We start from the raw sequence: 22,666 nt of genomic DNA, 5'->3' as shown, positions 1-22,666 counted from the left end.
TGTTTGCTTAAAATTTTTAGGTGAATTCTGTTGCGTAAGCAAAAAAGTCGTTGCTGCCTTTCCATGATTTAAGTAAAGCAGGCACGCGAACCTCATAATCATAAGTGCCATAAGCGCCGGCAGTAGTAGCGCTTACTATTGCAACGATGACAAGGTCTTGACTACCGTCATATTCGCCCCCTCCTGTTGCATCCCACATTATTCCTGTAGTAAATGAAGAGGAGGAGTTCGTTGAGAGCGTTGTTGGCACATCATTATAGGTGGTGCCAAAGACCGTAACACTTGTTGTGCTATCTGCTATATCATTACCGTCTGCATCAAAGAGTTCAGCTATAGAATCACTAAATCCAGTCATGCCTAGCGCCTCATCTGCTTCTATAAAATCATTGCTTCCTGTTCCTAATGCTTCAAGCGCAAGAAGATTAATAGAAGAATCATAATCATAAAAAAAGACATAACCGTCTTCAGAGTCATCTGACCAGTTCAAGACTTCATTTGTACCCGCCCCTAAAACAACAGTATGGTTTATTTCTCCGTGTTGATATGCCCATGCATCAACTGTTACATTAGTACTAAACGTGTTATTGGTTTCATTGAGTTCTGTTACGTTAAACTCGCTATCAACATAAGCATCAAAAATATAGGTTCCTGGTTGAGCCGTCCAAGAAAGTTCAAACAGTGTTGTTGTTGCATCTGCAATATTTTGATTAACAAGAGATAATGTTTCATCAAAAACGCCAGCTGTTCCATTCCATAAGGAAACATTTACATCGAGTGTGAAATTTGTTGCTGATTCATTTCCTGTATTTGAAACGTTCACATATACTGTGACGCTTGTTCCTTCAATTGGCGATGATGATGAGTACGTAATGTTAAGGATATGGAGTTCTCTTGTTGGTCGTCGAGTGATATTCACGCTATCAACAAGCGATAGGTTTGCATAGTTTTGATCATTATAACAACTTACATTGAATTGTGAAATACCATCATGGAGTGTTTTATTATATTCATAAAGACCACTTGTTATATTGTAAGTCATATTATTAAGTGCGCTCCAAGTTCCCGTGCTATTTTCTGTGAACTCGCAATATACGTCAAGACCAGTAATTGCACTACCATCTGTAATGTTGGTGTAATTTGCATAAAAGATATTTTGTTCGTCGTTAAAGACTTCCACACTATCACTGGTATCCCAAATAGACAGGTTTGTTCCTTCGCCGGTTGTATAAGATGAAAATCCTGTGACGTTAAAGACCAATACATCATTTGCATAACTCAGTACGTCACAACCAGTACAAAGCACACCATTGCGATAAACTACTGGATACGCCCAAGAAATATTTCGAAGCGTGACATTTGCACTGCTGTTAAAACTAGTATCTAATCCACCAATATCTACACTCACCACATTTTGTCCGAGCGTAACAAAACTATCGAAGTCTTGATTACTTGCATTCACAACACCGTTCCATTCTATTTGTGCATCGCCAGGTGCGTCAAGTGTTGCGCCAAGTATTGCTTCAGGTGTTGGATAGGTGTTAAATGCCGTAGTATTCCCACTAAATCCTGTGTATGTTGCGTTTGCTGGTTCATTCACATATATTGTTTTATTCACTCCTCCTGTTGCTTGCGAGGCATTGTCTTCTGCAAGGCAATTCCAAGTATATGTTCCTCTATCTAGCGCGTATTCCCAAGAGGAACTATTGGAAAGTCCGCTAACAATCGTTGTATCGTTAACACCAAATGATTCGTTTGTTGCATTTGTTAAGTAAAGTGTAATGTTTGCTAAGTTAAGTGTATCAGTAAATCCACAGGAAAAACTAACATTTTGAACTGTAGTCACTACGTTTGCTGCAGGTAGTTGTATTTCAATTACTGGCGCTTCATCTACAAAGAGCGTTATATTGAATGTTTCATTAAGCGTTATGTTTTGATAACGTACATCTGTTGAAAAACAACTCACATTAAACATATGCGTACCTGTCGTTATTGTTCTATTAAGTTCATACAATCCATTCTCATAATTATACGTCATATTCACAAGTGCGCTCCAACTACCAGTGCTATTTTCTGTGAATTCGCAATAGCCAATAGTGTCGTTAATTGCGCTACCGTCTGATGCGTTCGTATAATTAGCATAGAAATAATTTTGTTCATTCGAATAAACTGTTTGTGAGTCACTCAAATCGCCAATGCGCAGTTCTGTTCCTAAACTAATTATGCCCACATCATCAACAATAATACCATTAACTTCTCCGTCATCATCTCCTAAGCCGCCATCATACAAAGTTATCATAATAGTTTTTTCATCAATTCTTTCGTAAGGAAACTCATACCATGCAATGGTTTGAGAATTAAATTTCCATAGTTCAAATTCTATTGGTAAGTCATCATAGGTCAAATAAACATCGAGCGCTTCAGCACCAAGCGTGTCGGCTGTGAAGCGCACGAGTTTATGTGTAAAGGAGTTTGGAGTACCGGGCAAGTTTGGCAGATTGAGGGGATCTACCAATGCCACGGACTCCAATGCTCCTTTAGGTGTTGTTACGAAAAATTCTCGCTCAGCAACCGTTACGTGTGTACTAGTTGTATTGGTTTTTGAGACAAAGAAATCGTAGGTAGGTAACATAAGTTGTAAAGGATCAACAATAACGCCATTAACAAGTCCATCTTCATCAATAACGCCATCTTGTAAAATCAGCGTCAGACTTCTGCTATCAGAAGAAATTTCATAAGGTACAGCAATTGTTTCACCGTTAACTTCTTTCCATAAATAGAAATGTAATCCTTTAGGTAATGCAAAAGGTAATGCCAAATCAACAGCAACCGGTTTACTGCTAACATTACGTATAGTAAAAAAAAGAGCCAAAGTATCAGTAACGCCAAATTCTTCTAAGATACCTTCTGTTGTTGTTAAAACAAAATTACCATTGCTTGTTTGATAGGTGATTGTTGTTGGCGAATTAGTATCATTAACCGGTTCATATAAATCCTCAATAAACAATTCATTTGTTGGTAAATCAATGAGTTTTGGTTTGCTAGTATCTACATCACCAATAATAAATAAATTTGTTTCCTGTTTTGTATCCACACAAGTTATTTGAAACCAATATTGTTTAGGGGAAGGTAGTGTTGCGCTATAGGTTGTTGTTTCAGAATCATAAGACATTTTTATTGGTGATGACCAATTATTCGTACTATTTTCGCGTAGTTCGCAATAACTTAAAAGACCAGTAAGTGCATCGCCTGTTGTTAGTTGTGTAAAGTTTGCCGTAAGAAGATGGGTTTTGTTTGTGTCATTTGCTACAATTCTAAATGAATAAATGTTTACTGCATAATTACTTGTATTGAATCTATAACCATAAATTGAACCACCGACTCCAGGTAGACTATCATTAGTCATGCTGTAATTCGTACCATCAAATTCTACAAATACATCACTCACATCGACATTGTCAGTCACGTTTGCATAAATAGTGATATTGTTACCATAACTGGTTACGTTTGGAGTTGCATTAAAACTAGTAATGTTTGGTGCTTGATCATCTGAGAACGTAACATTAAACCAGGTTGTTTCTGTATTGTTAATATTATTGACAGAATCATTTGCAAAGAAGAGTACACCATAATTTCCTACCCAGGAAGTATTAGTAAACGTGTAATTATACGTTAAATTGTTTGTGCTTGTTAATTCAATGTAATTATACATACCATTCCAACTTACATTTGCAAAGACTTTGCTTACATTTACATTATCAGTTATATTCGCACTAATAAGAATAGGCATAGAATCATTGATTACAAATCCTGTGGTTGGTAATAATGCAGTTACATTTGGATTTGTCGTGTCGTTAATGGTCATAAACCAAGTAACACGAGTTCCAGAATAATTCTCATTGCCAGCATACACAGCGGTAATATTATAGACTCCAGGCTGATGAGCAGAAATATTTACAGCAGGACTAGAACTATTAGCAACACTCACACCATCTAGCAAAATCCAAACATTCTCACCAAGAACAGGAACACTCAAATCAGCAGTCAAATTAATCAACAAGTCCTCATCAAAGCTTACATTATCTTCGGTACCATTCAAATAAAGATGAAGCTCGCTAGTAGCCGGAAAAATAGTGAAGTTTCCTATTTGTGGTGTTGCAAAATTATCTGATGAATCATTCGCCAGTACTCGATACGTGTAGAATCCGACAGCATAATCTGTTGTATTAAATTCATAACTATAAATATCTCCAGCAGGCGTTGTTGATTGGTTCACGCCATTAATTTCAAAATAAACAGTATCAACGGCAACATTATCTGTGACGTTTGCATAAAGCGTTATGTTGTTGCCGTAAATGGTACTGTTTGGTGTTGCATTGTGGGAGTTAATACTTGGAGGGGTGCCATCCGTGATATTAAGGAACCACATCACACTAGTTCCTGTGAAATTGACATTACCTAAGAATTCAGCTGTGATATTATGATAACCGAGTGGTTGCTGCGAAATATTTACTGCTGGACTGCTGCTATTTGCAATAAGCAAACCTTCTCTGTAGATTTGTACAAAGTCAGATGTTCCTGCTGGTAGTGTTAACACGCTAGTAATGTTAATAATGTCTGCTGTCGTTGCATTTTCATTACCTTGCGTGCCATTCAAATAGAGTGCAAGAATACTTGTTACTTGAATTATGGTGAAGTTGCCTGTTTGTTTTGTTGCGCTATTATTTGCGGTGTCGTTAACCCAAATAGTATAATTGTAAAAGCCAGCCGCATAATCAGTTGTGTTAAACGTGTAATTATAAATATCTCCTGGCGGTCCATTCATACTATAATTTACACCAACGATTTCTACAAGTACCGTATCTACAAGAATATTATCGGTGATGTTTGCAAAAATAGTAATTTCGTTTCTATATGCAGTCAGGTTTGGCGTTGCATTATAATTGTTAATGATTGGTGCTTCGGTGTCGTTAACAGTTAACGTATACCATACACTGGCGCTCGTGTAATTTTCGTTTCCTAAATAAGATGCGGAGATATTATATGTTCCTGGTGTAAAGCTGGTGATGTTTTCTGCTGTCCCTGATGCGTTTGCCGATAATGTGCCATTGACAAAGATTGCAATATAGTCTGTTGTCGGCGATGGCTTGGTAATGATTGCGCTGAGATTTATTTGATAGTCTTGATTTGTTTCGTAGTTTCCTTGTGTGCCATTAATAAAAAGCGATATGTTGCTGGTTGCTTGAGCAATGGTAAAGCTTCCTGTTTGTTCAATTGCCCAGTTAGTAGGATTGCTCGTGTCATTTGCATTAATATAGTAATTATAGGTTCCTGCTGCATAATCTGTTGTGTTAAATTCATAACTATATACTTGACCACCAAGCGGTTGCATAGTATAGTTAGTGTTTTCAATTTCTACGAAAACGTCACCAACACCAAGATTGTCAGTTACGTTTGCAAGAATAGTAATGTTTAATTCATATGCAGTTGGTGATGGTGATGCGTTATGAGAATTAATAGTCGGTCCCACTGAGTCTCGAATGGTAAAATTGCCAGTTTCTGTATCATTAATATTATTTCGGGAATCATTTGCAAAGAAAGCTACGTTGTAAACACCAATTAAGCTAGTATTAGTGAATGTTGCATTATAGGTGTTACTTGTTCCTTGTTTGATAAGTTCTATGTTCTCCCAGTTTACTCCTGCATCCCAAGAAACATTAGCAAAAACGTGACTCATATTAACATTGTCAATAACAGTTGCTTGAAGCAGAACTGATGTTGATTGGTTTTGCGTAATTGCTAAAGGCGAAGTCACCGTTACTTGCGGAACTATGTTATCAGTCATAGAAGTATTCCATTCTATCGTCCAATTAAATAAATAAGGTGTGCTCAATGTTGCTGTTGTTTCTAATTGCGCCCAAAGGTAAACATCTGTAAAAAATGCTGCATTCATGCATGGCTCGTAGCCTGCGGATACTTGAGCATATGTTAAATTACCACAAATATTTGCATCTGTTGCATTTCGAAGTTGGAATGTTACGTCCGTTCCAGCAGGGAAATTTCCTGAAGCAATAAAATTAACCCATGCGCCAAATGGGTTTGGCGAGATAAGTTTACTTCTAAAGGTCGCGTTAGTTATTGGTGTTTCTTCTCCACCCATACTACCTACTGTTGGATGGTTTGGCGAATATTTACGAAGTGCGTAGTAGTCTAAAAGAAGACCTTGTGTATAGTAAGAGTAAAAAATTGGATTTGGAATGCTTCCTGTTGCGCTAGTGGAAAGTTCTATTTGTGGAGAAACACTGTTATTGACATGAAGGGTATAGTTGTTGTTAACAAAGTCTGCTACTAAGGAGTATTTATTTTGTTCGGATGCATTAATAGTATAATCAGTATATGCGTTGTTAAAGAGTCGTACTCTGTTTCCTGGAGGGTCGATGTAAAGTCCCATGTATTTGTTTGCGCCTGCTGGTCGTCCAAAGAAGAATCGTCCTGCAGACCCCGATGTTGAGTTTCCTGCTAGTTTTAGTTCTATTGCATATTGAGTGGATGTTGCAGTTGTTGAAGTAATTTGCGATGAACCGCCAGATGTTGTTGGATAAGAAATGCCGTTTGAGCTAGCCCAGTTTGCTGCGTTGCTTCCCCAGTTTCCTACCGTTACTGAATTAAATGGCTCAAAAAGTTCAAAGATTGCAGTTCCGTTTGATTTGTCTTCTGCGCGAGGATTTCCATAATAGACGTGCACTTTTGATGATGAATTAATAAGAGGTAATTTTAGCCATACCTGTACATCGTCAGTATTACTACAATCATCTAAGAAGTAATCAATGAGTTCATCTTGATTTGTTGTTTCATTATAATAGGTAAATCGTAAATCGCTACAGTCAGCATTTGCTTTACTACTACTTACCAAACTGCTAATGTTTAAGTGCAATACTGTTTGATAATCTATTAACGTTGTTGTTGATGTGACTGATACTGGTTGACGGTAATGCCAACAAGCTTCCATGTTATTTTGTGCAGAGAAAGTTTCGTTTCGTAGAACTGGCCAACAAAAATCTACACTTGCGTTGGTATCTACTGCTAAGTTTTCTGCTGCTGTAAGTCCTGCGTATGTCTGGAAGGTATCTGTCCATGTTACCGTGTTATTAACAGTGAATGCGATAGTTATTTTTCCTGTGTTGTTGTCTGCGTCTGTTGCGTAGACAGTTAAATTGTTTTCAAAGAGTTCTGCTGGGAAAATAATATCTGGTGTGAAGGTGTAGTTCTCTTCATTAAGTTCAAACGTCCAGGTGCTAATCGGTTTGCTTGCTGTTGCATTAAGCCAAAGTAGATTAGACGTGTATTCGGTTGTGTTAACTGGGGAAGTAAGCATAATATATGGAATGGTTGTTGCAACAATAATTGTTCTTGACGTGGTGTTGCCAAAGTTATCTGCTGAATCGTTTGCAAAGACTCTATACGAATAAGTATCATCTGCTAGTCCCGACATATTTATCCAGTAGCTAGTGTTACTTGCTTTGTTCATCGTATAATTTTGATAGGTTGCGCCGTTATACCATTCTAAGATACCTACGTTTGTTGGTTCGTTTGTTGAAATATTAATAAGCGTCCAGTTTCGTCCAACACCAAGACCATCAGTATCAGTAGGTAATTCATAGGATACTACTGGAGCAGTTACATCAATAGTAAAGTATCGATATTCGGTTTGAATATTTGCGCTACCATTCCAACAATAGAAGGTGAGATTATGGAATGTTTCTGTTAAAGCTGGCGTGAGTGCATACCAATCAAGGTTTGTTGAGTTAGTCATACTACTTGGTACGCCGTCATCAATAGAGTAATTACAAGATGTTGCGTTAATATTTGTTGTTGCATTCACATAAATGGTTTGGTTGTTAAGATAAGAATTATTTTCTGGCGCTACTGGTAGAGGAATAAGTTTGTTTAAGTTAATAATAAACCAAATTGTTTCGTTGTTTACGTTTCCTGCTGTGTCGTTAACAAAAACACTTAACGTGTGGTTTTCATTGGTTAATCCAGAAATACTGGTATTTGCGCAGCCAGGTATAGGTGCTTCTGCGCCGTTATCTAAGGTGTACCAGCAAGAGTCGAGTGCAATGTCGTCTCCTGTGCTAAAGTTTAGGTCTTGTACGTTATCATCAAAGTAAGATGAAGTATTAACTGGGTGGCTGATGCTTACTGTTGGGAAGGTAGTATCTACAGAGAAATTAATTGCTGTTTGTCCAAGGTTTCCTGCAGTGTCATTTGCATATATTATGATGCTGTGATTTCCTTCACTTAGACTCGTTAAGTTATCTAGTTGACATCCAGTTAAAGTACTATTTGTTGTTGCGTTATTATCAAGGTTATACCAGCAAGCGTCAACATTTGCATCAGTTACTGTATAGTTAATAAGAAGTGTTGTTGCGTTGTATGGTTGTTCTTGCGGAGAATAAATGGTAACAACTGGAGAAGTTGTATCAACAATTACTTTTCGAAGAAGTGATTGACCTGTGTTTCCTGCAGTGTCGTTTGCCCAAGCAAGGTACGTATAGTTTCCGTCTCCAAGTCCTGTTTTGTTTGTCCAGTATTCGTTTCCTGCACTTGCGGTGAATGTTTCGTTTGTTCCATTCCAATTTAAGTAAAGTGTGTCAAGGTTTGGTTCAGTAAGAAGTACTCGCGCGTAAATCCAGTTTCTATTATAAGTGTTGTTTGCATCACTACTTGCTGTATACATAATTACGGGTGCTGATGCATCTACAATGACGCTAACATTACTTTGATATGCGCTGCTTTTGTTATAAAGAAGTGGAGCGTTGTTATCAATTTCGCATCGAAGAACACGGTCTCCTTCTTGCATGGTGTTAGTGTTAATCGTGTAGGTTGCATAGCCTGTTGCGTTTGCAGGTGTTGTTGTAAGAAGTGTTGAATCATTATAAAATGCGATAGGGTACGTGTTTATTCCTTGTCCTGTTGCGCTGTTAGTTACTCGACACGTCAGCATCAAAGGCGTATTATTCGCATAAGTTCCTGCTGGAGGTGTTGAAATGGTCACATCTGCATAGCCCCAGATATTTACATTAACACTATCAGTGTTCCATCGATAATAGGGCTCAGTAATATTTACTGTGATGGTTTCTACTCCTGTTGCGTACGTTGCAGGAATTGACCAAGTAGTGCTAGCCCCCGTTGCAAGTGTTGTTTGCGTGCTATTTTTCCAAGTTGCATCTATGGTTGCTACGTTACCATTAATATCCCTTACTGTGTTACCAAATTCATCTTCAGCATTAACTACTAATGATTCTGCAACTCCTGTGTGCATAATTGCTCCTGAAACTGGCGTTGTAATATTTGCAGCAAGGTCGCCGTAAAAGTAGACAGTTTCTTCTACAAAGCTGGTTGCAAGTTCATAGCCTGCTGATACAAATATCTGACACGAAAGTGCGTCTGGTCCTACGTTAACTGGATTTCCTGAGTTAATGATTGTATAATCATATTCCAGTGTTGCAACACCGCTTGCGTTAGTTGCTACATTACCTAAGGTGCTTCCTTCATCTCCATCGTAGAATCGAACAGTGTATCCGCTGATAGGGTCTCCTGTATCAAAGTCATGTACTTGACAACTCAAATTTATTGTTGTTCTATTAAGGTCGCCTATCGGTCCTATCCACGAAAGGTTTGCTCGTGCTTTTACTTCAAAAGATAGTGTTGATAACGTGTTGTTAAGGTTTCCTTCTTGGTCTTTTGCAAAGAGTTGGACAGTATATTCTCCTGGGACCCAGGTATTGTTGGTGCAAATAGATATGTTTGTCCAGTTTGCAGTGAATGGTGCAGTGCCATTAAATTCAGTGATGTTTGTTGGTGTGTTATTGTATTGTATCCAAGATTCATTAATTGATTCGTTCCATTCACCATAGACCATGAAACATTGTCCTCTATAAAGTTCAGTATCATTTATACCATAATTTCCATTAATAATGAGTGGCGGATATACGTCTGCGCTCGATACAACATTAAGTTCTTTTACTGCAAAAAATGGTGTTGAAGAGTTGTATTGTTGCGTTGCATCATCAGTAATATTACATTTAATATCATAGGTTGATGCATTAGGAAGTATGAAATTGTAATTTGCCCATCCTGTCGTATTGGTTAGATTGTAACCCAGATAAATGTAGCCAGGGTTTGATTTGTTTTGATAATAAAAAGTAACGTTATAATTTGAAAGTGCGCTAAGAGATTGCTCATCTACAATTCGACAACCCATAGTTGTTGGATTGCCTTCTTGCACACTTGCAGGACTAAGTGTTGAAGAGCCAATTTCAGAATATCCCCAGACAGCTATAGTTGAAACATAAGTAGTGTTCACATTTCCTGAAGTATCAACACCATGTACTTTCCATCCTAAAGTCCCAGGGGTCATTGATGTCGGAATCGTATAACTAAAATTTGCCCAGTCAGCAAGTCCTGAAATTTCTAAGCGACTAGCATTTGCAAAGGTTCCTGTTGCGTTTGTTGAAAGGTTTGCAAAGTCAAGGCCGAAATTATCTTGCCAATAACTATTAAGTCCAACAACATCTCCTTTATGTGCAGTTGTTGGTCCTGATAGCGATGAGTAAGTTGGAAGTACTTCTTCTGTTGTAAGAAGTGTTGTCATAGTGCTATTAAGAGCACCAATAGTGTAAAAATCTGCGGCTGATTCGGTAATAAAACAACCGACTTGCTCTGAGCCCGCTGTAAGATCATGATAATTAAATACTGCCCATCCTGTAGCACTAGTTGTGTTCCAGCCAAGAGTATCTGTTCCATTAGTAAAGCTTACGTTATATCCTGCGATAACGCTATTTCCGTTTGTTGCGTCTGTAATTCTACATTGAATAGAAACATTGTCGCCTACGGCAATATTGCTAGTGTTAAGTTGTATGGATGTTGGTTGTGCATGGCCCCAAACTCCAAACGTTAAGTAAGGTAAAGAGGTGTTGGTATTGCCACTTTGATCTTCTACGATTATTTTTGCACTGTGATTTCCTAAAAACCAGGTGGAACCAGTATTAATAGTATAATTTGACCAATTTTTCGTATTTGCAGGAGTAGTGTTTTGATAGGTGGCGTAGCCTACTGGTGTAACGACGTTGTAGGTAAAATTTGCTTCTCCAATTGTTTTATCCCATCGCGCGTAAAGTGTTGTGTTGTCTCCTCTGATTACTTTTGTATCAGTAAAATTGTAGATGTCGTTGTAAAGTGCTGGGGCGTTGACTGTAAAAATAATACTTTCTAAGGTGGAGTAGTCTGAAATGTCAAAGTCAGGGTGCTCTATTCTAAATCGAATGCCTTTCGTATCTTCCTCACTCATATTAATAATAAAAAAGAATGTTGCAACGTCTCCTGCAGCGACAGTTCCTTGATTACTACTAATATCCCAAGTGATTGTGTCAGTGAAATTTCCTGAAAGTTTTGACGTGTCTGCTCGTCGATTTGCAATGGTAGCAAGTGTCGAGTACCAAATATAATCCGTTTCGTTAATCGTCCAATTCTGATTAAAATTCGAGTAATTAATAGTTGTATCATTAATTGTCCATGTTGTTGATCCAATATTTTCTACATCGACTTCTATTCGGTAGATATCATCTTTGTAAAGCGTGTGCGAGTTGTTTAGTCCTGATCCAATTAAGTCGCCAGTATAAATTCTCCAGTTTGCTTGTGCTGTTTCAGTGACATCATAAATGCGCAGATCATCAATTGCTAAGTGTAGGTCTGGCGCTTCAAGAATGAATTCCCAATCGCCCGTTATTTCTGAAGAATCATAGTTTGTTAATGTTGTTCCTTGATCGTCTTGCAATGCTCCGTATGCACGATAGGTTCCTGCAGCAATTGTTCCTGTGTTCCAAGAAACACTATTCCAAATAGTTGCTAAGTCTAATCCTGTTGCAGGAATACTTCGCAGTGTGCTCGTGTCATTACTAATAGTTGCGACGTGATTCCAACTTCCTGTTGAGTTTTCTTGAACAGTTAAGAGTACGTATCCTTTATGCGTGTTTGTTTGTTGATTGTAAACTTTTGATCCTCTGCTTTGTTCGCTAGAATACGTTAAGCTTGGTTCAGGGTGCACGTATTGTCTGAGCTGTTTATAACTAAGCATATTTGTTTCATGATCATTATCATCCTCATAATAAGCCCAAACAGGTTGTTCGCATTCCATTTTCCATGGGCCCGATACAAAGACACTATCCGAGTTACAACCAAAGCAAGCTTGAGAAAGAGCACTTGTTCCAGTTGAAATATCCCAGTCAAAAAGACCGCCTGATGTGTAAATACTACAATTATTATTTTGCGTGAGTGAAACTACTGCAATGTATTGTGCGTCAAGTCCTGAGCCAAAGACTGTTCCAAATTCTTTTGTTGGAACAAGAACAGTAGATTCCGTCCCATCATGATCTGCTTGTTGTATTGCCCCTATTTTATAATCAGATACTACTTTTACTGCTGTTCCCGAACCTGAATCTCCCGTAGTTACATCTGCACCACAGTCATATTCATCATTTGCAGGAATTGATGTACTTCCTGAAGTTGCATCTGCGCCAATGCAGCTTACTGCAGTAACGCTTGGTCCTGATGCGATAAAAACAGCATTTGATGCTGAGCCTCCATAAATATCATCAGTTGTTGCTGGATAAAAGGTATACGCGTCTCGACTATTTGTAGATGTTTTTACTACTAAAATAGGTATGTCTGAAACAACACGTGCTGCATTCCCGTTACTAATATCAACTGTTTGGCATGTTCCGCTACTTGTTACTGTTCCTGACCAATCACTACTTCCACCATCATAAATAGTAACGCTCGCACTGCCCCATGGACTCAACATACAAAATCGGTCGTTTGATCGCATACCACCAAAAATAAATTCGGTTGATGCCCATGATACTGGCGCGATAATGTCATCGTCTGCTCCTGCTCCCTCTATTTGCACTGCATCTTTTGCTTGAATTTCTGTTGCAAGAGAAAGTCCTGAGCTCACTGTTTGTGTGCCGAATTCTCCTAAAGTATACGTACTTGCACCCACATTAACTTCGTTACTTGCAACATAACTCATAATTTCTAGTCCATTGCTTACGTGATCTTCGCCGACAACGTACCCAATAGTTTTTGGCGAGTCATAGGTGAATGTTGCTGTAAGGTTGCTTGCATCTGTTGCTTGATTATTACCATAGTATAAGTAAACTGTTGTGTTGGTTGCGTTTTGCATAAAAGGTATTTTTGCCCAGAAGTCTGCGTTGTTAATTGATGTTAAACTACAATAGTCCGTATAAAACGTTATTTCTTGTTCTGTTTGTGCTGTTGTGTTATAATACGTGAATCGTACGTCGCTACAATCTGCTTGGATGTTTCCGTTGGTATAAGCTGTTCCTAGGTTTCGTCTGATAAAGAGTTGATAGTCAGTTAAGTTTTCTGCGGTGTTTTCTGCAGTGATTGCTATTCGGTATGGCCAGTCTGTATTCCACCAAGAAGTTAGACCGCCATCACTTAAGTTTACTTCTTCGTTTTGAGAATAGCTGTTTTGTGCTGTTTGCATAGAAAGAAGAAGGCTTGCGTTAACGCTAAATGAATAGCTGTTTGAATTGTTTTGCGCGCCAGTCGTGTCATTTGCATAAAGTGTTACAGCGTAGTTTCCTAATTCCCATGTTTCATTAAAAATATAATAAAAATCATCGGGAGGTACATTAGTAAGGTTTACTCGTTGTGTTGAAGCGTCTGGATAAGTAATAATTGCCCAGACGGTATCTATTTCGTCAAAGACGTCAATATCTGTTACAGTTGAATTTATGTAGACATTGCTTCCATAGCCAGAAAGGTTTGGTGAAATAAGCACGTTTGAAAATTGTGGTTTTTCATGAACGTCAATACTTGTTGTTGTCGCTGTTGGCCGAAGGTAAAGACTTGTTGTGCCGTTAAAGCTTGCATTAAGTGTGTGCAAACTTAAGGTTGAAGAGGAGTTAATATAATAAGCCAGTGTTGCTTGTCCTAGTGCGTTTGTTTGATTTGCGCCAAGGTAAGTGTTTTCTGTTTCATCGTAAAAATATATCCAGCGGTTAGTTACAGGCGTTCCATTATCGTACGTAAGTGTTCCTGTTAATCCAATGTGTTCTCCTCGATTTACAATGCTAAGGTTTTTTGTTAATGAAAGTGACGTGTTTGCATAAACAGTTACAGTATATTGTTTAAAGTCGTTTCTTCCGTCATCTGCGTTTGAATCGAGTCGAATAGTTCTTGACCCTAAGAGTGCGTTAATTCCTGGTTGCGCGGTAATATTGTTCCATACAACTCCATTAATTGGAATGCTTGCAAATGATTCGTCTTGATTTCCTGTTGTTACAGTCCAGCCTGTCGGGAACGTGTAGTTTAGCCAAGCGTTTGTTGCTATGGTGTCGCCGCTATTATTCATGTATGCGTAAAAGTTTGCATTATTGTTTCTAGTTACCGTTATTGGGTGCAAGTAATCAGTGATAACGAGTATACCTGCAAGTCGCACTTCCAGCAAAGTGTTTGCTGTTGCATTCCAAGATTTTGTTTCTCCGCCCGGGTTGGTGTAATTAAGTTCTACAGTTAAGTTATAATCATTTGACGGCACGCTTTCATTTGCGCTCACGTTAAATTGTATGGTGAAGTCTGTTTCGTTTTCAATACTGCTAAACGTTGTTGGCGTCAAGTTCTGGCAGGTAAACCCGCTGAATGCTGGGCAGTTAATGTTTGCTGAAACACCACTTAAGTTTTCATTCCATAAATTGGTAAAAGTTACATTAAAGATAGTACTATTTGGCTTGTAGACTCTTGTTTGTGAAAGGCTAGTGTTTGCTGTTTGAGGAATGTTGTGAACAGCAAAGGAAATAGAATTATTGCTGTATTCTTGTCCGTTTTCCGATGTAGAAAGAACATCCCAGTAAAACGTGTAGGTTCCTGATGCTGCATCAGTTGGAATAATGTATCCATTGCTTGCGTTATTCCATTGTTGTTCGCACGTCTGATTTTCTAAAAGATCCCCACAGAGTTTTGTTTCGCTTTGTGGTCCCCAGCCAACAGATGATTTAGAGCTATCTAGAAGGCTCAATGTCGCGTTCGCGTCATACGCAATGTTTTCAAATGCTTGAACGGTTGCATTTATCCAGTCTATAACATCGCCTGTTTCATATGCAAGGAGACCTTGTTCAAATTCATTTTCGTAAGTAAGGTTAACGAGTCGCACTTCTGATTCTTTAATAGTAAAGTTTGCTGAACCTACAATATAAGTGCCGTCAATATTTTCAAGGAGGTTATTTGAGGAGTCTTCCATAATTGCGTAAATTCTGTAGGTTCCTGGTGCTCTTGTTGTGGTGTTCCATGCACCTGCTGCGTCCCAAATGGATGCTAGATCTACAACTTCGTAAGTATCGAGAATTTGCTCATCATCTTCGATGACAGGAGGGTTTAGATTCTGCCACGCAGAGCCAGTCCATCGTTGGACTATCATTTTTAAGTCTCCTTTAAATTTTGTATTTTCCTCATTAATTAAGCCAAGAGCATCAACTTCTTCAGTGCCAAATGAGGTTGTTAGAAAAGCAGTGTCACTAGTTTTTCTAATTCGTATATCATCTACCCAATAATCATACCCTCCAAAAATATAAACGCGATTAAAGGCGTTATGTGTTGAGCTAGTTGTTGCCATGCTTCCCAAAAGCGTACCATCAACATATCGATATGCTTCAACAACTCCTGATGCTTTAACGACAAATTGTCCAAAGACCCATTCATCCATAACATCTGGTGTTGAAGTTGGATTCAATGTAGCGGGCCCGTAGTTTGTTCGTACATCGGTTAAAATGTCGTCTGCATTATGATCAAATGCCCAACCATAACCATCCCCCGTTCCTTCAATAAAACCTATACGATCAACTTGTCCACCACCAAAAGCTGCATTTCTATTTACCCAAAACTCCATAATGACATCTCGACCAAAGGTCGTTCCTACATCTTCTATAGCTCCTCGATAATCATTTCCTCCGATTTTATGACCTGAGTATGTGCCACTATATGCGCGAGTACTATCTAAAACAACACCACTTCCTGCAGGACTATTATACCAATCAAATGGCGTGGTGTCAAAGTCTTCAAAGTAAATGAAGGTGTTTGTTCCATTACTTGATGAATTCACATTATCATTTCCATAATAAAGATTGATTTTTGTTTGAACGGTATCTGAAATTTCAGGTACGTTTACCCAAATGGTTGCGCTTTGAGCTGTTGCATTATAACTTTCAGTCCAATGAGAAATGTTTGTTTCATTGCCCGTTGTTGTATTATAATAAGTGAATCGTATATCTGAGCCATTATTTGACTCGCTAAATCTAAAATTCGAAGAATCTAAATTAATTTGAACTTGATAATCGGTCAGACTTGCTTCTGAAGTTATATTAACAGGTAGTCGATAAAGCCAACCTTCCATTTCAGGCCATTGACCTTTAGTTAAGGAAAGTTCTACTAACTCATTATTTCTATAAGCATCCTTTTCTGTTTTTATATCAACATATGATTGAACAACCAGACCAAAAGTATTTCCTGTTGCTATTGTTGTAACGCTATCAGTATTATTTGCAATAATAGTGTAATTATAATTTTGTTTAAGCCATGGTTGACTAAAATTATAAACATAGAAGCCATCAAGCAAAGTCATTTCATGAGTTTCAGTTTGTCCTGATTCATTTGTAATATTAACTAGAACTGTATCAAGACCAACACCGTCAGTTATATTTGCTTGAATAGAAATATTAAATCCGTAGCCGAAATTTGCAGGAGTAGTAAAAACGTCATGAACTACTGGTGATGAAGAAACTTTAATCGTTCTTGTTCGTTCTGCTTTATTAATATAATTTGTTGTTGAGCCGTTGTAGGAAACATTAAGTATATGCGTGCCGTAGGTTGCATCGCTTGGAATCGTGTAGGTTGTTGTTGCATAGCCTGTTTCATCAGTAATTGCCCACCCAATAAAATAGCGACTGCCATTTCCTGTTTCATCATAAAAACTAACGTTGTAGTATTTTATTGGTGAAGCCACGTCATCTAAAAACAGTGCTGATAACGTAATTTCTCCATCACGCGCAACTAAGTTTGATGATGTTGTAAAGCTTGAGAATGCTGGTTGTAAATTAATAGTAATGCTTCGATTTTCTGAGATGAATGTTTCGCTAAGTGAACTGCTGTTTGCAAGGAGTCTGACAAGATAGGTTCCTACTTCTTGTGGCGTTACTGCTAGCGATGGTGTGACATTTACTGTTTGATTAAGAAGAGAACTATATGGACTATTAGCAGTAAATGATGTTCCCGAAGGTTTCATATTTTTCCAAGCGTTTGCTATGATTTTATATTCTAAAGTAACATCATCTAGAATTGGTGATTTTGTAGAATTTGTTGTGGAAAGTGTGACTCGATATTGTAAATATCTATTATCTGGTGAACTAATTGAGGTGTTATCTGTTTCTAAAAACCATGGCGACCACTGATAAAAATCATCTGGATTTCCAGAAACATACGTATAATTAAGTTCATCTAACTCAACAGCTACGGTTGGTGCTGGATAGACATATTGTCTCATTTGTTTATAGCCAAAGAGATTTGTTTCATCACCATCACTATCTTCTTCATAGTATATCCAGACTGGTTGTTCACACACAACTTTCCACGGACCTGTTATGTAAGTCGCATCTGATCCACAGCCAAAGCACGCTTTTGCAACGCCTTCTGTTGAGGATGTGCTAAATGTTGCTGTACTATCAAATCCTGAGGAATCATATAAGTCGCAGTCAAATCCAGAGTAAGGAGAAACAAGAGCAATGTACTCTGCGTCGTGGTATGCTCCAAAGACGGTTCCCATTTCTTTTCGAGGTACAAAGACAGTTGATTCTGTCCCGTCGTGATCTGCTTGTTGTACAGCACCAATAGGATAGTCTGAAACGATTTTTGCTGCAGCACCGCTTCCCGAGTTTCCATTTGATAGAGATGTACAATCAGTATAGCCAAATGCAGCGACATTACTTCTTGTTTGTGAAGTACCATCACTCCCATAGCAAGTGAGCGTAGTGATATTTTCTCCAACGCCAATATAAATGGCGTTAGATCGTGAAGGGTGATATAGTGGTCCTGTTGATGCTGGATAAAATGGCCATGAGTCTCGTGGCGGTTGAGAAATATCTCTTCCGTGGTGGTAGGCAAGTATTGGAATAGATGAATCAACTGTTGTTGCAGTGTTTGAAGCAAAATCTGCTTGATAGCAAACGCCCGCTGCTGTTACATTGTCAGTCCATTGCAAAACTCCTGTTTCGCTCAAATTAACTTCTGCTGTGCCCCATGGCGAGACAAAACAATACGTATCATTATCTGATCGCATACCTTCATAGACAAAATGTGTCGCTGCCCATGATAGTGGAACTATCATGTCGTCTGCATCACCGTTTCCTTCTGCTTGAATAAGGTTTTTTGCTTTAATTGCCGAGCCAATAGTAAGACTTCCTCCTACGACAAGTTCGTTGTCAAATTCATTTAATTGATGTCCTACGCTGCCAACTGCTATTTCATTGTTATCTTCTAAACTCGTGACGCGAATACCATTTCGAGCGCTCATATTACTTACTACATAACCAACTGTTCTATTGGTAGTATAGGTAAACGTGTTTGCAATATTGCTTGCTGAAGGCAAGGAGTTATTTCCATAGTATAAGTAGAGTTTAGTTATAGTACCATTTTTTAGGAAAGGAACTTTCACCCAAAAATCTGCAATGTCTTCATTGGTGAGATCACAAGCATCAGTAAAGAAGTTTACTTCTTGTTGTTCTAAAGACGTTTGGTTAAGATAGATAAATCGTACATCACTACAGTTGTTTTGTATTTTTCCTGCTGCGTATTCAGTTGAAAGGTTCGCTTGTACAAATACTTGGTATTCGTAAAGTGGTCCTGCTGTGTTACTGATGTTTATTTCTTTTTGGTATGGCCAGTCTGCTGAGTACCATGCGCCTGCAAGTCCTACTGATGAGCGCGTATGCATTGAAAAACTTGTTTGCCCTGGAACTGATGAAGTCCAATAAATTTTCTCAAAAGTTACGTCTTCTGTTTCAAAGTCATAAATATTCGAATAATATTCTCCGTTTGAAGAAACGTTGAGTTCTTCTGAAGAATAATTAGTAACAACAAGTTGTGATGGCGTAAATTTTCTTACGCTAACAAAATCATATCGTGGTTGCGTGTTATGAGCAATTAATCCAATATTACCAGCTCCAAACGCAGAGTAGTTATATTCTTTTATCGTGTTATCGAAATGTATTCTGTTGGTATGCGTTCCTGCATCGTTAGTAAATATATCAACTCGTAAGGGTAAAAAAACATTTAAATCTACATTTACATCATTCCATTCTTGATCTTCTGTTGCGTAGCTTCCCTCTATCCATTGTCGAAGCCAAATGCTATCATCTGCACGGTCATCCAAAATAACTGCATAATGATTGTTTGTATCTTGATAGCGGTAAAGTAGCCCTGCAAAAAATGTTGAGCCTCCAAAGCCAGTCATGTTTATTGATGTTTCAACAGTATAATCTTCCCAAGAGGAATCACCTGCTTCAGATATCAAATAAGTGGTTAATGTTGTTGTTTGATAGTATGACTCATTATTTTCTACGACCCATGTTCCACTTCGAACAGTCCAACCATCATCATTTCCGTCGCTAAAGTCATCATAGAATAAAAATACTGAATCCACATCTGAAAGTGTTGTGACTGCATCATTACCATAATACAAATATAGTGAGGTATTCGTATTTTCTTCAAGATAAGGAATTTCTACCCAAATAGTTGCATTTTGAGCACCTGTATTCCATTCTTCAATCCAGTAATCTGCTGATTGCGCTAGACCGCTTGTTTCATTCATCCAAATAAAACGTGACGAGTTATAATCAGTAGTCCAGTCAAAAGAAGTACCGACCATTGAAGAATTAATAATAAGTTTTACAGGAATTGCTGTTGCATTCGCTGTTACATTTGAAATCTTTAGCGGCATTCTATTTGACCAGTCAACATTCCACCATTCATGACCTGAATTAACTACATCTAAAGAAATAAATCCGTTTTGTGATGAGGATATATTATAAGTATTTTCAAAATCAGAATCATTAAAATCAGTATAGGATGTTTCAAACCAGCTTTGTGTTGGTGCTGCCGTTGTATAATATTGAAAATAAGTACTAACATTTCCGCATGATTGTCCTCGAGAACAAACAAGTGTTCCATTCATAGTAAATGATTGTATACGTGTTTGATTTGACTCGTTAACTGGTCTATCTATAGATATGTTTGCTATACCTACAAAATCGCTTCCCGAATAAAATGTTATGGTTGGTTCTGTTGCAGTGTATGGTCTCATTCTAAATTCGTCCCAGTTCGCACATCCCCAAGCGCCAATTCCAAATTCTCCATCTGTATATGTTGCATCTGTTGCAGAAATTGTTTGCAGTAATGATCTGTCTTCATCATACAATTTGAAAATAAGTTCATTAGCTGTTGTCCAAGTAAAGCTATGAAAATACCACGTGTCAAATGTTGTTATAGGGGATGTTGCACTTGCTATAACATCTCCGTTGTCATAATCTTGTCTAATTCCTAAATAAGGACTTCCTCGTTCATCAAGATATGCTTGATAGCCATCTTGGTCCACTCCTACTGTTGGATGGCCAACCATGACACCTGCAAGAGAAGTGTCTTGAGATTTATCACAATCCCAACTTTTCACCCATGACTCAACAACAATATCTTGTCCACTGTTTACACCTGAATTAAATGCTTGATCATACGTTTCAGTTCCATCTCCTGAAATTCCATAGGTTCCTGTTTTTGCTGAACTAGTGTTTTGTACTAAAGATAATTCTCCTGTATCAAATCCGATGCCGTTTTCAAAGTCATCAAAATAAAGAAATACGTCGCTTCCGTTTGCAGTTGAGCTTGCTGATGGGTTTCCATAATAGACAAAGAAGGTGGTGTTAGTATTGTTTGCCAAGTAGAGTGCTTTAAACCATACACGTGCAGCAGTGCTTCCTGAGCTAAAGTTTTGATCGTAGTTTTCCACCCAATGAGCAACGAGCGTTTCCGTGTCTGCTGTTGCATTGTAGTAAGCTATTCGAAGGTCTGCTAAATCGTCTTGCGCGTTGCTAAAATTAAAAACTGTGTTATTAAGAAGTACTAGTGTTGAATAATTAACTAGGCTTCCCGATGTTGCAGTAACGTTAAATGCAATTCGCCAGTCAAAGCTATCGTTTTGCCAGCCCAAGGTGATACCCAAGTCATCAACAATTATTCCATTAACAATTCCGTCATCATCCCCTAGTCCTCCATCAACAAGAGTAATTTGCAGCGTATTTGCGTCAAGTTGTGTGTAAGGGAAAGTGTACCAGTTGCCTGTGTTTGCATTAAATTTCCATAGTTGGAAATCTTCAGGTAAATCATCAAATGTTAAGTTAATAGTAACGTTTGGTTGCGTGAGATTTTCTAACGTGAATTTGAGAAGTTTGTGAGTAAACTCGCCTGCTTGTTGTGGAACTTCTGGCAAGTTTTCTGGATCAACAATGGAAAATGATTGTACATCTGCAAATGCCGTTTCAAATACTACTAGTTTTGAATCAATAACTGCATCTACTTCTTGTGCAGATTTTTTATTCACAGAAACAGCATAGTCAGAAAGGCCAACTTTGAGTCTAAATTTCATTGCGCCTGCTCTTGGTGCGAGTGCTAAGTCCGCTAAATGTAAAGTGAGTGTTTTTCTATTTTTAGAAAAGATGTAAGGAATTGATTTAAAATCACCAGTTGGTGTTTCATACCAAAGATAAAGATGTATATTTTTATGAACTGGTTTAGGTAGTTCAATATCAATTGTTGTATTCTCTGGTTGAGTGATATTTTCTAGTTCTACAGTTAGGAAAAAATCATCAGCCATAGCTATTTTTTTGATTTGACCTTTAGCCAGAGTTAAAGCAAAGTTGCCATGCTTACTTTTTGCTTGTTGAGTTTTAAGTGTTTCTTGTGGGGTTGGAAAGGTGTGGTTAACAACAACTGTTTGATTGGTGTGGCTTGTATTTATGTTAATCAAAGGCGAAGTGTTTGTAGTATTAAAAATTGAGTTATTAGTATCTAAAAAAGATGCTTGTAAAAGAATTGTTTCTTCTAACACTAATTGTGGAAGTGTAAAACTAATTGCATTATTATAACCTATTGCATAGCTAATAGGAGGGGTAATAGTAAAGTTTGTTAAATGCGGGAGAACATCCTCATAAGAAATATTAGCATAACCTTCGGTGAAATTAGTACTAAAAGTTAATTCTTTTTGCCAGGTCGTTGCAGTATTAGTTTGTGTGGATGCTACAACTACGGGAGGCGTAGTATATTCAACGTTAAATAATTGAACACCATCAGAAAGAAGAAGTTCCCAACTGACTGGTTTTCCAAACACTATGGGGTTTCGAGTAAGGTTTTCTATAGTGTAGTTGCTTGCCTGAGAAGTTATTTCAAGAGTACGCTCAGAAAGTTGTGGAAAATGTACAGAAAGAGTCTCAGAGGATGTTTGTTCTGTAAAAGAAAAGACTGTCGCCGTAGCTAGAAAAAGCAT

1 protein-coding gene is annotated in these 22,666 nt (G+C 38.0%); it reads right to left on the bottom strand.

Annotation, left to right across the window (positions count from 1 at the left end; all coding sequences use genetic code 11):
- Positions 1-16 precede the first annotated feature (16 nt).
- Entirely contained in the window at positions 17-22,666 is a 22,650-nt protein-coding gene (locus K9M74_00565; protein ID MCF7798375.1) for a DUF2341 domain-containing protein, read from the bottom strand.

Source organism: Candidatus Woesearchaeota archaeon, from assembly GCA_021734105.1.
In the GTDB taxonomy this organism is placed as follows: domain Archaea; phylum Nanobdellota; class Nanobdellia; order Woesearchaeales; family SKGA01; genus SKGA01.
This window is presented reverse-complemented; position numbering and strand designations above follow the sequence as displayed.